The organism is Pseudoalteromonas maricaloris, from assembly GCF_024746855.1.
In the GTDB taxonomy this organism is placed as follows: Bacteria; Pseudomonadota; Gammaproteobacteria; order Enterobacterales; family Alteromonadaceae; genus Pseudoalteromonas; species Pseudoalteromonas maricaloris.
The window spans coordinates 2,242,764-2,256,165 of record NZ_CP024625.1 but is presented as its reverse complement, the minus strand read 5'-3'; the positions used below and the strand labels follow the sequence as shown (position 1 = coordinate 2,256,165).

Below are 13,402 nucleotides of genomic sequence, written 5' to 3'. Positions count from 1 at the left end.
CCCTTGGGCCGCTTTTTGACTGTTATCCGAAGATTACAGTGACGCTAATACGTCGTTAAATACCGCAGAAGGACGCATAGCTGCGAACGCTTTGTCATCTTCTGGCTGGTAATAACCACCAACATCCATTGCTTGACCTTGTGCTTCATTCAGTGCTGCAACAATATCGGCTTCTTTTGCTGTTAGTTCCGCAGCAACATTTTCAAACTTAGCCTTCAGCTCTGCATCTTTGTCTTGTGCAGCAAGCTCTTGAGCCCAGTACATTGCAAGGTAGAAATGGCTACCACGGTTATCAAGCTCTTTCACTTTACGTGAAGGTGACTTGTTTTCATCTAAGAATTTAGCCGTTGCTGCATCTAATGTATCTGCAAGTACTTGTGCCTTAGCATTACCCGTTGTTTGGCTCAAATGCTCAAAAGAAGCAGCCAGTGCAAGGAATTCGCCTAGCGAGTCCCAACGCAAGTGGTTTTCTTTTTCGAACTGTTGTACGTGTTTTGGCGCAGAACCGCCCGCACCAGTTTCAAATAAACCACCGCCATTCATTAGTGGAACGATAGATAGCATTTTTGCACTGGTACCAAGCTCTAAAATTGGGAATAGGTCAGTTAGATAGTCACGTAACACATTACCCGTTACTGAAATAGTATCTTCGCCTTTTTTCATGCGCTCTAGTGAGTATAGTGTTGCATCTACTGGTGCTTTGATTAGGATTTCAAGGCCATCAGTGTCATGCTCAGGCAAATATGCGTTTACCTTTTTGATAAGTTCAGCATCGTGAGCACGGGCTTCGTCTAACCAGAAAACGGCAGGTGTATTCGTTGCGCGAGCACGGTTAACCGCTAGTTTTACCCAGTCTTTGATCGGTGCATCTTTCACCTGACACATACGCCAGATGTCGCCCTCAGCAACGGTATGCTCAAGTAAAGTGTTGCCCGCAGCATCAACGACGCGGATTGTGCCAGCTGATGGAGCTTCAAACGTTTTGTCGTGTGAACCGTACTCTTCCGCTTTTTGTGCCATTAGACCGACGTTAGGAATTGTACCCATAGTACGTGGGTCAAATGCACCATTTTCTTTACAGAAATCGATAGTTGCGCCGTACACACCTGAGTAGCAACGATCAGGGATCACAAAAGCAGTATCTTGTTGTTTACCTTCAGCATTCCACATCTGACCGCTTGAACGAATGGCAGCAGGCATTGATGCATCGATGATCACGTCACTAGGTACATGCAGGTTTGTAATACCACGGTCTGAGTCTACCATCGCGATATCAGGTGCTGTCTCGTAAACTGCTGCAAGGTCAGCTTCGATTTCTTTGCGCTTCGCGTCGTCCAACGACTCAATTTTTGAGTACACGTCGCCAACACCGTTGCTTGCATCAACACCGATTTCAGCAAATGTCGCCGCATGCTTTTCGAATACGTCTTTGTAGAATACTTTTACAGCATGACCAAAGATGATTGGATCTGACACCTTCATCATGGTTGCTTTCATGTGTAGCGAGAATAAAACGCCTTTATCTTTTGCTTCTTGTACTTGCGCTGCTAAGAATTCACGTAGTGCCTGTACACTCATACGAGAGGCGTCAATGATTTCACCCGCAAGTAGTGGTGTGCTTTGTTTAAGTACGGTGATGTCACCATTGCTCGCCACGTGTTCAATACGAACATCAGTCGCTTCAGTAACCGTTACCGACTGTTCAGAACCGAAGAAGTCACCGTCAGCCATTGATGCAACATAAGACTGTGAATCTTTAGACCAAGCACCCATTGAATGCGGGTTTTTACGAGCGTAGCCTTTGACTGAAGTTGGGGCACGGCGGTCTGAGTTACCTTCACGAAGTACAGGGTTTACTGCACTGCCTTTGATTTTGTCATAACGTGCTTTAATATCGGCTTCTTCGTCTGTTTTGGCTTCAGAAGGATACTCTGGGAGCGCGTAACCTTTAGCTTGCAATTCTTTAATCGCTGCACGAAGTTGTGGAATTGAAGCACTGATATTAGGTAACTTGATGATGTTAGCTTCAGGCGTTTTAGCAAGTGCACCTAGCTCAGCGAGTGCATCACCAATACGTTGTTCTTCTTTTAAGTACTCAGGGAAAGTCGCAATGATACGTCCTGCAAGTGAAATATCGCGAGTTTCAACTTCGATATTTGCAGGCTTAGTGAATGCTTGGATGATTGGCAATAGCGAGTAAGTTGCGAGAGCCGGGGCTTCATCTGTTTTGGTATAGATAATTTTCGATGTCATCATCATTCCTAGATAGTTGTGGGCTGTTACGCCGTTCAACAATTGCTAATAGGACTAAGCAACGCAATTTTCACACTCAACAACGTGTTGTTGTAGCCGGTTTAAACTGGACCAGTTCACTAAGCGATTAGTGAAAGATGCAAAAAACCTCGACAATCCTCGTTAGAATCGATGTCTAGGTAGCGCAGCATTAGCAAGTTTGTTAGGTATTTATACTTTTGGCTTATCACAATAACTGGTATTCATTCAGCATTGAAATGCATCAAAGTAGCAATATCTAACCAACCTGAAATTGACTTTGCAAGCGTGCTTTAGTCTAACAGTGTTTGCATATGGGGGCTAATTATTAAATTTAAAGTGCAAAAGTGAAAAGTTATAACAAACTTGATATAAGGAAAGGCTGAAAATTTCTTTTAGATTTGGTGGAGCGATTCAAAGAGAGGAATAAGCGAGCACTCATGTAACCCGCTTTAGCCAAAAACTACTTAACACTTATACAACATCTTCCGTAATTGGAGCGATGTTGGTTGCGTGTAGACCCTTAGGTCCTTGTTGTAGCTCGAATGATACATCCTGACCAGCTTTAAGCGTCTTGTATCCATCCATTACAATCGTTGAGTAATGAGCAAAGATATCTTCGTCACTGCCGTCTTCTACGATGAAACCAAACCCTTTGGCGTTATTGAACCATTTGACTTTTCCGCAAGCCATACTTCTACATCCTTCTATAAGTTGACTAAATTAAAGTTAATCTACTCTTTTAATTTTGCTAAACTGCCCATAGATTAGACAGTCATGTAAGACTGTAGTTTATATGAGCAAGCAGTCAAGTTTTTTGCTCTTTTTTTTAACATTTTATTTATTTCTCAAATCTATTTGCTTGAGTATATAAGACAAGACTATATTTATTATGAGTGGGACAAAAGATTCTGGTGTATTGGACGCCGTTCGCGAGGAACAGAAGCAGCAGCTTCAACCGCCGCGAAAATATAAAGTGATTTTGAATAATGATGATTACACGCCCATGGATTTTGTTGTCGAGGTATTGACGACATTCTTCAATATGGATAGCGAGAGAGCAACTGAGGTGATGCTTGAAGTGCATCACAAGGGAAAAGCGGTATGTGGAGTATACCCTGCTGACATAGCCCATACTAAGGCTGAGCAGGTAAACCGATATGCTCGTGACAACGAGCACCCGCTGCTCTGTAGTTGTGAGCAGGAATGACCTATAAATTTCTTGTTGGGGGTTGCCAATGCTAAACAAAGACTTAGAACTTACTCTTAATGCCGCGTTTCGCGAGGCTCGTTCTCGCCGTCACGAATTTATGACGGTTGAGCATTTATTACTTGCATTGATCGATAACCCTTCTGCTAGTGAGGCGCTAGATGCCTGTGGTGTCGATATGGATACCTTGAAGCGCGAGTTATCAGAGTTTATTGATGAAACTACGCCTGTTATTCCTGATTTAGAGGAAGACAGAGAAACACAACCGACACTTGGTTTTCAACGTGTGCTACAACGCGCTGTATTCCATGTTCAATCCTCTGGTCGCTCAGAAGTGACTGGGGTAAATGTACTTGTTGCTATTTTTTCTGAGCAAGAAAGCCAAGCTGTTTATTTACTTAAAAAGGCTGACGTGAGCCGCTTGGATATCGTTAATTTCATTAGTCATGGTATCTCTAAGATTGAAGATGATCACGAGCAAGAAGATCATGAAGAAATGCATGACGATAGCGGTGAAATGCAACAGGAAGAGAAAACCAAGCTGGAAAATTTCACTTCTAATCTAAATATTCAAGCGGAATCTGGACGCATTGATCCGCTGGTTGGTCGTGATGAGGAAGTTGAGCGTACGGTTCAGGTACTGTGCCGTCGTAAGAAAAATAACCCATTACTCGTTGGTGAAGCGGGGGTTGGTAAAACCGCGATTGCTGAAGGTTTAGCGTATCGCATAGTCAATAATCAGGTACCCGATGTAATTGCCGATGCAGTGGTTTACTCACTGGATATGGGGGCATTACTTGCGGGTACAAAATATCGCGGCGACTTTGAGAAGCGCTTTAAAGCGCTACTAAAAGAACTTCAATCGAAACCTCATGCGATATTATTTATTGATGAAATCCATACCATTATCGGCGCTGGCGCTGCTTCAGGTGGTGTGATGGATGCGTCTAATCTAATCAAGCCACTATTATCGAGTGGACAGCTTCGCTGTATGGGCTCAACAACATATTCTGAATTCAAGAATATTTTTGAGAAAGATAGAGCATTAGTGCGCCGCTTCCAAAAAATTGATGTGGTTGAACCAAGCGTCGAAGATACCACTAAGATTTTACATGGTTTGAAAGAGCGTTATGAAGAGCACCACGGTATTCGTTACACGCAAAAAGCGTTAAAAGCGGCAGCTGAGCTGAGCGCTAAATATATCAATGAGCGCCATTTGCCTGACAAAGCAATCGATGTCATTGATGAAGCGGGCGCCAGTCAAAGGCTACAGCCAACTTCAAGACGTAAGAAAACGATTAATGTGTCGGACATTGAAGCGATTGTGTCTAAAATGGCGCGTATTCCACAGCAAAGCGTGTCATCTAGTGATAAAGAAACGCTCAAGAATCTTGATCGTAACTTGAAGATGTTGGTGTTTGGCCAAGATGAGTCGATTGACGCGTTAACATCAGCAATTCGCTTATCACGCTCTGGTCTTGCTAATGAAGACAAGCCTGTAGGTTCATTCTTGTTTGCAGGTCCTACAGGAGTCGGTAAAACCGAAGTAACCAAGCAACTTGCTAAGTGTATGGGCATAGAGTTTATTCGCTTCGATATGTCTGAGTACTCTGAGCGCCATGCTGTTAGCCGACTAATAGGTGCGCCTCCGGGATACGTTGGCTTTGAGCAAGGTGGACTGTTGACCGAGGCTGCAATCAAGCATCCTCATGCAGTGGTGTTGCTCGATGAAATAGAGAAAGCGCACCCAGACATCTACAACATTCTGTTGCAGGTTATGGATCATGGTACACTAACAGACAACAATGGTCGTAAGGCAGACTTTAGAAACATTGTGTTGGTGATGACAACAAATGCGGGTGTGCAAGAGACTGTTCGTCAATCGATTGGATTCCAGCAGCAAGACTACTCTCATGATGCCATGGTAGAAATCAATAAGGTGTTCACACCAGAGTTTAGAAACCGCTTGGATAACATCATTTGGTTCAACCACCTAGAGAAAGAAGTTATCTTGCAAGTTGTTGATAAATTCATTGTTGAATTGCAAGCGCAGCTTGATAAGAAATCGGTTAACCTGGAACTTACGGCGCAAGCACGAGATTGGCTGGCAGATCTGGGTTACGACAAGGCAATGGGGGCTCGTCCAATGGCGAGGGTTATTCAGGACAACCTGAAAAAGCCACTTGCCAATGAAATCTTGTTTGGTCATTTGTCTGATGGTGGGACAGTGAAAGTTACAGTGAAAGACAACAAGTTGTCCTTTGATTACCAAACGGAAGCGGTGTCAGCATAAAACCTCTGAAGTATTTATAAAAGGCCCAGCGTTGCTGGGCTTTTTGTTATCACTCAGTTTGATGCGGTATTATCGTCTCTCAAACTCAGTGCTAGTCGTTCGTGTATACTAATTGCTTGAATGAACTTGGTATACCTAAGTAACATCAGCATGTTGAAGTCGCTTGGGTATCAACGAGTTTACGGCATCAACTTAGTATAAATCTACACACGCAGATTAACGAGCACGGAAGACGATGATGCTCCCTTTGAACGGTGGGGTTAAAATAAAAAGCTTCAAACGACAAAAAGCCCAGAATCGCTGGGCTTTTTGTTATCACTCAGTTTGATGCGGCATAATCGTCTCTCAAACTCAGTGCTAGTCGTTCGTGTATACTAATTGCTTGAATGAACTTGGTATACCTAAGTAACATCAGTATGTTGAAGTCGCTTGGGTATCAACGAGTTTACGGCATCAACTTAGTATAAATCTACACACGCAGATTAACGAGCACGGAAGACTATGATGCTCCCTTTGAACGGTGGGGTTAAAATAAAAAGCTTCAAACGACAAAAAGCCCAGAATAACTGGGCTTTTTGTTATCACTCAGTTTGATGCGGCATTATCGTCTCTCAAACTCAGTGCTAGTCGTTCGTGTATACTAATTGCTTGAATGAACTTGGTATACCTAAGTAACATCAGCATTTGAAGTCGCTTGGGTATCAACGAGTTTACGGCATCAACTTAGTATAAATCTACACACGCAGATTAACGAGCACGGAAGACGATGATGCTCCCTTTGAACGGTGGGGTTAAAATAAAAAGCTTCAAACGACAAAAAGCCCAGAATCGCTGGGTTTTTTGTTATCACTGAGTTTGATGCGGCATCACCGTTTCTCAAACTCAGTGCTAGTCGTTCGTGTATACTAATTGCTTGAATGAACTTGGTATACCTAAGTAACATCAGTATGTTGAAGTCGCTTGGGTATCAACGAGTTTACGGCATCAACTTAGTATAAATCTACACACGCAGATTAACGAGCACGGAAGACGATGATGATCCCTTTGAACGTTGGGGTTAGAATAAAAAGTTTCACATGACAAAAAGCCCAGAATAGCTGGGCTTTTTGTTATCACTCAGTTTGATGCGGCATTATCGTCTCTCAAACTCAGTGCTAGTCGTTCGTGTATACTAATTGCTTGAATGAACTTGGTATACCTAAGTAACATCAGTATGTTGAAGTCGCTTGGGTATCAACGAGTTTACGGCATCAACTTAGTATAAATCTACACACGCAGATTAACGAGCACGGAAGACAATACGTCCCTTTGATAGGTCGTAAGGCGTCATTTCAACAGTAACTTTGTCACCAGTCAAAATACGGATGTAGTTTTTGCGCATTTTTCCAGAAATATGTGCAACAACCACGTGACCATTTTCTAGTTCAACACGGAACATTGTGTTTGGTAGCGTGTCAAGGACCGTGCCTTGCATTTCAATTACGTCTTCTTTCGCCATGTGTAGCGTATCACCTCTTGGTTAAATTAAACGATGCAGATTTTGCCCAAAAGCGGGGAATAAGTAAAGTTACAAGCTGATTTTTTGTTAATTTGGTCATTTATTCAGCCAGTTTTACCAAAGTTTTTTGCTTCTATTCCTAACGCATTTCAAAATCTGGAGCCTTGTTGATAGGCAAGGGCGACATTCTAGCATAGGAAAGTCTGCTAGTAACGCATGTTTTTTGTCCATGCTATAGGATAGTTGTGGTGTAAAAGGAGGTGTATTCCTGCATTTGAGCAAACGTATGCAGGAAAACTAGGTATTAAGCACAAGGTTGTGAGACATCCGGATCAATATCTTGCCAAATATCTTTAACTAGCTTTTGTGCTGGAACAAATTGGGTTTTGTAACGCATTTTCTTGCAGTCGTCGATTTGATAACCCAAGTACAAGTACGGTTTATTTTGTTTCGCTGCCTGTTCGAGCTGAGCCATGATCATGATAGTGCCGATACTTAGTGATTCATACTCAGGATCGAAAAAGGTATAAATAGCAGACAATGAATAAGGCATTGAATCAGTGACGGCTACTGCAATTAATTTATCTTTGTGCCATAGCTCGATAAAGACGATGTTCATCCAACGACAAAATAAGAAGCTTTCGTACTGGAGACGGTTAGGTGGGTACATAGAGCCATCGCTGTGACGTAGGCTGATATATTTTTCGTATAGCGGATAGTATTCAGGACGCTCCTGGTGGCTAATAACTAGCTGATAATCTTGCTTTAATTTATTGCGTTTGCGTTTTTGAGATTTACTCGGTTTAAATTCTTGAGTTAATACTCTTACTGATTGACAAGCTGAGCATGCGGGACAGTGTGGACGATAAATCTGGTCTCCACTGCGGCGAAACCCTAATGCTAACAATTGTTCAAATCTATCTGGGCTGTAACAATTTGGGTCTAGAATAACCAGTAACTGTTCCTTCTGCTCAGGTAAATAACTACAACTAAATTGTTGGCTCAGTCCGATTTTAGAAGGAAAGTGTTCATTCATAGATAGCTTTCAACTCCTGAGGCTGCCACATTGATGATGGGATCTCAAATCGATCCGCCAATTTAAGTCTAGTCAAAAACTCGCTCCTTGGTACAACTTTTAATCCCAAACTTGTTAAATAAGGATTTTCAAGTTGGCAATCAATAAAATGTGCCTGATGGGCTTTGAGCCAATTTACCAGTGCCCACATCGCCATTTTGGACGTATTAGGTAAGGTGTGGAACATAGATTCACCACAAAATACACCAGACTGCATGATGCCATATAGCCCGCCAACTAGGTTACCTTGATCCCATATCTCCACACTATGTGCTAACCCCTGAATGTGCGCTTGCTGATACGCAGCCAACATCGCATTTGTGATCCAAGTTCCTTCAGCGGCCATTCGTTGATTTCTACAAGCTTCAATCACTTGTGAAAAGGCGGTATTGATAGTGACGGTTGGACTGAGTTTACGTTGCGCTTTTCTTAGTGTTTTACCACAGTGAAAATCTTGAAGCTCCAAAATGCCGCGCTCGCTTGGGCTCCACCACATAATTGGCTCACCTTCATTGAACCAAGGAAAGATCCCATTGGCATAAGCGTTTTTCAGACGTTTTACTTGTAAACAACCACCAATAGCAAGCAGTCCATCTGGTTCAGATAAGGCATAGTGATTTGGCGGAAAACGAAAGTCATCGCAAGCGAGGTGGAACAGTTGTTGGATCATTGAACAAACTACAAGATTGTTATTTATTTCAATATAGCAAATTAAGGCAAGGAGGGAAGAGGGTCAGTCTAGACCGACCCATTTATCTATTATTTTTGGCTATCTAAGAAGCGCTCAGCGTCTAGTGCTGCCATACAGCCTGTACCAGCAGAGGTAATTGCTTGACGGTAAATGTGGTCAGACACATCACCTGCTGCAAATACACCTTCAACACTGGTCTGTGTTGCGTTACCATTTAGGCCCGACTGCACAACCAAATAACCATCTTTCATCTCTAGCTGGCCCTCAAACATATCTGTGTTTGGTTTGTGACCAATCGCGATGAAAACACCAGCAAGATCAAGTTGCTCTGTCGCTTCGGAATCAGTATCTTTGATACGAATACCAGTAACACCCATATCATCACCTAGCACCTCATCAAGTGTGCGATTTAGATGTAACACAACATTACCATTCGCTGCTTTATCCATTAGGCGATCGGCAAGAATTTTCTCACTGCGGAAAGAATCGCGGCGGTGAATAACATGTACTTCTTCAGCGATGTTTGATAGATAAAGTGCTTCTTCAACCGCGGTATTACCACCACCGACGACCGCAACCTTTTGACCACGATAGAAAAATCCATCACAAGTCGCACAAGCAGATACGCCACGGCCTTGGAACGCTGTTTCAGACTCTAGACCAAGGTATTTAGCAGATGCGCCTGTTGCGATGATTAACGCATCACAAGTATAAGTACCTTGATCGCCAGTGAGTGTGAAAGGGCGTTTCGTCACGTCAACTTTGTTGATGTGATCGAAAATGATTTCAGTTTCAAAGCGCTCTGCATGCTCTTTCATACGGTCCATAAGTGCTGGACCCGTTAAACCATGTGCATCACCAGGCCAGTTCTCGACTTCAGTTGTTGTAGTCAGCTGACCACCTTGCTGCATACCTGTGATTAATACTGGGTTTAAATTTGCTCGTGCTGCGTATACCGCGGCAGTGTAGCCTGCAGGACCCGAACCTAAAATCAACAGTTTGCAGTGTTTTGCATCGCTCATGTAATTTTCCTAACTAAATTCTAAAAAATGCTATTAAGCAAAAGTTTGTTCGATTCTATGTAATTCAATAGGGAAGTAAATAAAAAACCGTAATCCGATTTGGTATAAATTGGCAAGTTGTCAAAAAATTTGTACTGTTTTGTTTTAAATCGACTACAGATTGAGCAATCTTGTTCTGGACTAGCAAAAAACAGCAGTATTTCATGACCTCAGGTTTTTTTTTTGATATGTTTTAGAGAATTTTGTTTTGCTATCAAGAGTTGATAGCCTAATTGAAAAGGTACATATGGCATTTTGGCAGAATACCCCAGGCTTTGGGTTAAGTGCACAAGATTGTGAGGTGTTAACTGATGCTAAGCAATATCATCAGACGCTTTTACAACTGATCTCACAGGCAAAAACGCGTATTTATATCACCGCACTTTATCTTCAAGATGATGAGGCAGGTCGTGAGATATTGCACGCATTGCACGAGGCTGCACAGCAAAATCCAGACTTAACGGTAAAAGTGTTGGTTGATTTTCACCGTGCGCAACGTGGCCTCATTGGTGCTGAAAAGTCAGAAGGCAACGCCAAGCTATATTGTGATTTAAAAGAGCAGCTAGGTACTCAAGTTGAAGTGTATGGTGTGCCGGTAAAAGCAAAAGAGCTTTTTGGTGTGTTGCATTTAAAAGGCTTTGTTATTGACGACATCCTGCTTTATAGCGGTGCTAGTTTAAATAATGTCTACTTGCATCATGATGAAAAATACCGCCTAGACCGCTACTTTGTGATTAAACAAGCACAGCTCGCGGATAGCTTTTGCCACTTTACCGATCAAGTGCTGATAGCGTCCGACGCAGTACCTAGACTCGACATCCGCCCATTACCTACTTTACTCGACATTCGTACTGAGCAAAAACAGCTGATGAAACAGTTGAAAAAGGCCAGTTATGATATTTCCAAGGCGAACAGTCGGGAAGGTCTAACGGTTCGTCCATTTTTAGGTTTTGGTCGTAGAACTAATAAGCTAAACCGTCTTATTAAGGCGCTTTTCGATACCACAGAACAAGAGTTAGTACTTTACACTCCTTACTTCAATTTTCCGGCTCCTCTACTGCGCTCGCTACGTCGTTTACTGAAAACAGGTAAAAAGGTGACAATAGTGGTGGGGGATAAAACGGCAAATGATTTCTATATCAGTCCAGAGCAGCCATTTAGCCGAATTGGTGCGCTTCCTTATTTGTACGAAACCATTTTGTATAAATTTATCAAGTCGCAACGCCGTTTCATAACTGCCGGATTGCTGGATGTGTATCTGTGGCAAGATGGCAACAACTCGTTTCACTTGAAGGGAGTGAGCAAAGATGGCGATACGCATTTAATGAGTGGTCATAACCTCAACCCAAGAGCGTGGGGGTTAGATATTGAAAATGGCATTCTAATAGAAGATCCCGACAAAGCGTTGTTGCCTCAAATTGAGTTGGAAAAGCAAGAGATCTTAAAACATTGCCGTCGCATCGAAAGCCACGATGATCTCGAGACACTAGCGGATTATCCAGCACCGGTGAAAAAACTCCTTGGTCAGGCCAAGCGTGTGAAAGTCGACTTTATTATCAAGCGTTTTATTTAACGCAAGAGCTGATAATTTTAAAAAGGGACGAGCGTCCCTTTTTTACTTTCTTATTTTTGATTATACGCTTCGTTGTGTGAGCTTGCTGCGCGACCTGACGGATCGGCATTGCGCTGGAAAGACTCGTCCCAAGCAAGCGCTTCGGGCGTTGAACACGCCACAGACTTGCCGTGAGGAACACACTTAGCTGCCGTTTCTCCTGGGAAATGCGACTCAAAAATGGTGCGATAATAATAGGCTTCTTTGCTATCCGGTGTATTGATTGGATAGCGGTAGTGGGCGTTTTCAAGATCCGAATCGCTCACTTGCTGATTGACATACTCTTTTAGTGAATCGATCCAGCTATAGCCTACGCCATCAGAAAATTGCTCTTTTTGGCGCCACAATACGTCATCCGGTAAATAGCCATCAAAGGCCTCACGGATAATGTGTTTTTCGATACGGCCATCTTTACACATTTTGTAGTCTGGGTTGGTACGCATGGCAATATCGACAAATTCTTTATCTAAGAAGGGTACACGTGCTTCAACCCCCCAAGCTGCCATCGACTTATTTGCACGTAAGCAATCAAACATGTGCAGTTTCGAGACCTTTCGGTTTAGCTCGTTGTGAAACTCCTCAGCATTTGGTGCTTTGTGGAAATACAAATAGCCGCCAAATAGTTCATCGGCCCCTTCACCCGATAGCACCATTTTAATGCCCATTGCTTTAATGTAGCGTGCCATGAGGTACATAGGAGTAGAAGCGCGAATGGTTGTGACATCGTAGGTCTCTAGGTGATAGACCACTTCTTTCAGAGCATCAATCCCTTGTTGTACGGTAAAGTGAATGGGATGGTGAACTGTGCCGATTTTATCCGCTACCTTTTGTGCTGCAGCGAGATCGGGTGAACCTTCCAAGCCAATGGAAAATGAGTGAAGTTTTGGCCACCAAGCATCGGAAGCATCATCATCTTCGATACGCTTTGCTGCAAACTTTTGTGTGATAGCGGAAATCACAGAAGAATCTAGACCACCAGACAGCAACACGCCATACGGCACATCGCACATCAATTGGCGTTTTACTGCGGCTTCTAGCCCATTTTTAACCGTTTCGGCGCTGGCCTCATTGTCTTTTACAGCACTAAACGCTTGCCAGTCGCGTTGGTAATACTCTCTTGGACCACCTTCTTTTGAATACCAATAATGGCCAGGAGGAAACTCTTCAATTTGTGTACAAATAGGTGTGAGCGCTTTCATTTCACTGGCGACATAGAGGTTACCGCTTTGATCACGGCCAGTGTAAAGTGGAATGATACCGATATGATCACGACCAATTAAAAAGGCATCTTCCGTTTCATCGTACAAACAAAATGCAAAAATTCCATTGAGATCATCTAAAAACTCAGGGCCTTTTTGCTTGTATAGCGCCAAGATCACTTCACAGTCAGACTCTGTTTGAAATTCAAATGGAACGGTCAGTGCTTTTGCAAGCTCTTTATGATTATAAATTTCACCATTTACCGCCAAAATATGTGTTTTTTCAGGGTTAAATAATGGTTGTGCGCCGCTAGAAACGCCAACAATTGCCAAACGCTCATGAACTAGAATGGCTTTTTCACTTGAATATACCCCTGACCAGTCGGGGCCACGGTGTCTTAATTTTTTTGACATTTCGATCGCTTGCTCACGAAGTGCAAGGGGATCGGTCTTGATGTCAAGTACGCCGAAAATTGAACACATATTTCCTCA

Annotated in this window: 10 protein-coding genes; 3 read left to right on the top strand and 7 right to left on the bottom strand. The window is 42.9% G+C overall.

The features are described 5' to 3' along the window. Positions 1 to 33 precede the first annotated feature (33 nt). Both CTT31_RS09720 and cspD read right to left on the bottom strand, forming a co-directional pair. Entirely contained in the window at positions 34 to 2,253 is a 2,220-nt protein-coding gene (locus CTT31_RS09720; protein WP_260491181.1) for an NADP-dependent isocitrate dehydrogenase, read from the bottom strand. Positions 2,254 to 2,745: 492 nt separating this feature from the next. Continuing rightward, on the bottom strand, positions 2,746 to 2,964 hold the full coding sequence (gene cspD / locus CTT31_RS09715; protein ID WP_010379294.1) for a cold shock domain-containing protein CspD: 219 nt from the start codon (positions 2,962 to 2,964) through the stop codon (positions 2,746 to 2,748). A 199-nt stretch (positions 2,965 to 3,163) separates the two neighbouring features. Here cspD and clpS point away from each other — a divergent pair, with 199 nt between their 5' ends. Then, on the top strand, positions 3,164 to 3,481 hold the full coding sequence (gene clpS, locus CTT31_RS09710; RefSeq protein ID WP_010379297.1) for an ATP-dependent Clp protease adapter ClpS: 318 nt from the start codon (positions 3,164 to 3,166) through the stop codon (positions 3,479 to 3,481). Between the two features lie 28 nt (positions 3,482 to 3,509). After that, on the top strand, positions 3,510 to 5,774 hold the full coding sequence (gene clpA, locus CTT31_RS09705) for an ATP-dependent Clp protease ATP-binding subunit ClpA (protein WP_211857655.1): 2,265 nt from the start codon (positions 3,510 to 3,512) through the stop codon (positions 5,772 to 5,774). Positions 5,775 to 7,053: 1,279 nt separating this feature from the next. Here the strand turns inward: clpA and infA are convergent. The 4 genes from infA to trxB all read right to left on the bottom strand — a co-directional run bounded on the left by infA (position 7,054) and on the right by trxB (position 10,060). Further along, a complete protein-coding gene (gene infA, locus CTT31_RS09700; protein ID WP_002962494.1) occupies positions 7,054 to 7,272 on the bottom strand; it encodes a translation initiation factor IF-1 in 219 nt (72 codons plus the stop codon). Between the two features lie 304 nt (positions 7,273 to 7,576). Continuing rightward, positions 7,577 to 8,308 carry an arginyltransferase gene (locus tag CTT31_RS09695; RefSeq protein WP_222240608.1) on the bottom strand — a complete coding sequence of 244 codons (732 nt, stop codon included), beginning with the start codon at positions 8,306 to 8,308 and terminating at the stop codon, positions 7,577 to 7,579. Next, positions 8,301 to 9,017 carry a leucyl/phenylalanyl-tRNA--protein transferase gene (aat, locus tag CTT31_RS09690; RefSeq protein WP_130164205.1) on the bottom strand — a complete coding sequence of 239 codons (717 nt, stop codon included), beginning with the start codon at positions 9,015 to 9,017 and terminating at the stop codon, positions 8,301 to 8,303. Before aat ends, CTT31_RS09695 begins: the two co-directional genes overlap by 8 nt. Before the next feature lie 89 nt (positions 9,018 to 9,106). Continuing rightward, entirely contained in the window at positions 9,107 to 10,060 is a 954-nt protein-coding gene (trxB, locus tag CTT31_RS09685) for a thioredoxin-disulfide reductase (protein WP_017217521.1), read from the bottom strand. A gap of 286 nt (positions 10,061 to 10,346) precedes the next feature. Here trxB and pssA point away from each other — a divergent pair, with 286 nt between their 5' ends. After that, a complete protein-coding gene (gene pssA, locus CTT31_RS09680) occupies positions 10,347 to 11,672 on the top strand; it encodes a CDP-diacylglycerol--serine O-phosphatidyltransferase (protein WP_010604911.1) in 1,326 nt (441 codons plus the stop codon). 50 nt (positions 11,673 to 11,722) lie between these two features. Here pssA and asnB read toward each other — a convergent pair whose 3' ends face one another. Continuing rightward, complete coding sequence (gene asnB / locus CTT31_RS09675; RefSeq protein WP_260491180.1) at positions 11,723 to 13,393, bottom strand: asparagine synthase B; 1,671 nt, start codon at positions 13,391 to 13,393, stop codon at positions 11,723 to 11,725. Between the last annotated feature and the right edge of the window lie 9 nt (positions 13,394 to 13,402).

What these genes read in the sequence shown, in the direction of transcription:
- asnB (WP_260491180.1), bottom strand. Translation starts at nt 13,393, where the DNA reads ATGTGTTCAATTTTCGGCGTACTTGACATCAAGACCGATCCCCTTGCA.
- CTT31_RS09695 (WP_222240608.1), bottom strand. Translation starts at nt 8,308, where the DNA reads ATGAATGAACACTTTCCTTCTAAAATCGGACTGAGCCAACAATTTAGT.
- clpA (WP_211857655.1), top strand. Translation starts at nt 3,510, where the DNA reads ATGCTAAACAAAGACTTAGAACTTACTCTTAATGCCGCGTTTCGCGAG.
- cspD (WP_010379294.1), bottom strand. Translation starts at nt 2,964, where the DNA reads ATGGCTTGCGGAAAAGTCAAATGGTTCAATAACGCCAAAGGGTTTGGT.
- aat (WP_130164205.1), bottom strand. Translation starts at nt 9,017, where the DNA reads ATGATCCAACAACTGTTCCACCTCGCTTGCGATGACTTTCGTTTTCCG.
- infA (WP_002962494.1), bottom strand. Translation starts at nt 7,272, where the DNA reads ATGGCGAAAGAAGACGTAATTGAAATGCAAGGCACGGTCCTTGACACG.
- CTT31_RS09720 (WP_260491181.1), bottom strand. Translation starts at nt 2,253, where the DNA reads ATGACATCGAAAATTATCTATACCAAAACAGATGAAGCCCCGGCTCTC.
- clpS (WP_010379297.1), top strand. Translation starts at nt 3,164, where the DNA reads ATGAGTGGGACAAAAGATTCTGGTGTATTGGACGCCGTTCGCGAGGAA.
- pssA (WP_010604911.1), top strand. Translation starts at nt 10,347, where the DNA reads ATGGCATTTTGGCAGAATACCCCAGGCTTTGGGTTAAGTGCACAAGAT.
- trxB (WP_017217521.1), bottom strand. Translation starts at nt 10,060, where the DNA reads ATGAGCGATGCAAAACACTGCAAACTGTTGATTTTAGGTTCGGGTCCT.